This is a genomic window from Neisseria sp. P0021.S007 (genome assembly GCF_051956855.1).
In genome coordinates this window covers 1-530 of sequence record NZ_JBQCXA010001111.1, presented here as the reverse complement: position 1 = coordinate 530, position 530 = coordinate 1, and the positions used below count along the sequence as shown (strand labels likewise).

1 protein-coding gene is annotated in these 530 nt (G+C 41.7%); it reads left to right on the top strand.

Annotated features, from left to right (window positions below; all coding sequences use genetic code 11):
• Window positions 1–425, top strand: a 425-nt coding sequence (locus ACTHUR_RS17785; RefSeq protein ID WP_440400057.1) for a tetratricopeptide repeat protein, incomplete at its 5' end; no start/stop codon positions are given.
• Window positions 426–530 lie beyond the last annotated feature (105 nt).

The window sequence follows — 530 nt, the reverse complement described above, 5'->3', positions numbered from 1 at the left end:
ATTATATACAGGCAAAAACTTGGTTTCACAAAGCAGCGGACCAAGGAGAAGACAGCGCACAATTTTACTTGGGTTTGATGTATTACTCGGGTGAAGGTGTAGCTCAAGACTATAAGCTTGCCAAGTCATGGTTTGAAAAAGCTGCCAAGAAAGGTAATGCTAAAGCGCAATATAATTTAGGCATCATGTTTGCCGAGGGACAAGGCGTTACCCAAAATTATCCCAAAGCGAAATATTGGTATAACAAAGCAGCAGAACAAGGGAACGCGAATGCTCAAAACAACTTGGGCGTTTTATACGAAAACGGACAAGGGGTAACCCAAAATGTTACCCAAGCAAAATCTTGGTTTGAAAAAGCCGCCGCCCAAGGCAATACGCTTGCACAACACGCCTTGGAATACATGACGCAGCAAAATCACAAATGAACCCGATATTTTGCCAATACACCATTACCGATAGATTAACTCTGTCCATTGAACAGCCATACTAGAGAAAGCTAAAAAATAAGGCATACGGTTACAACCATATGT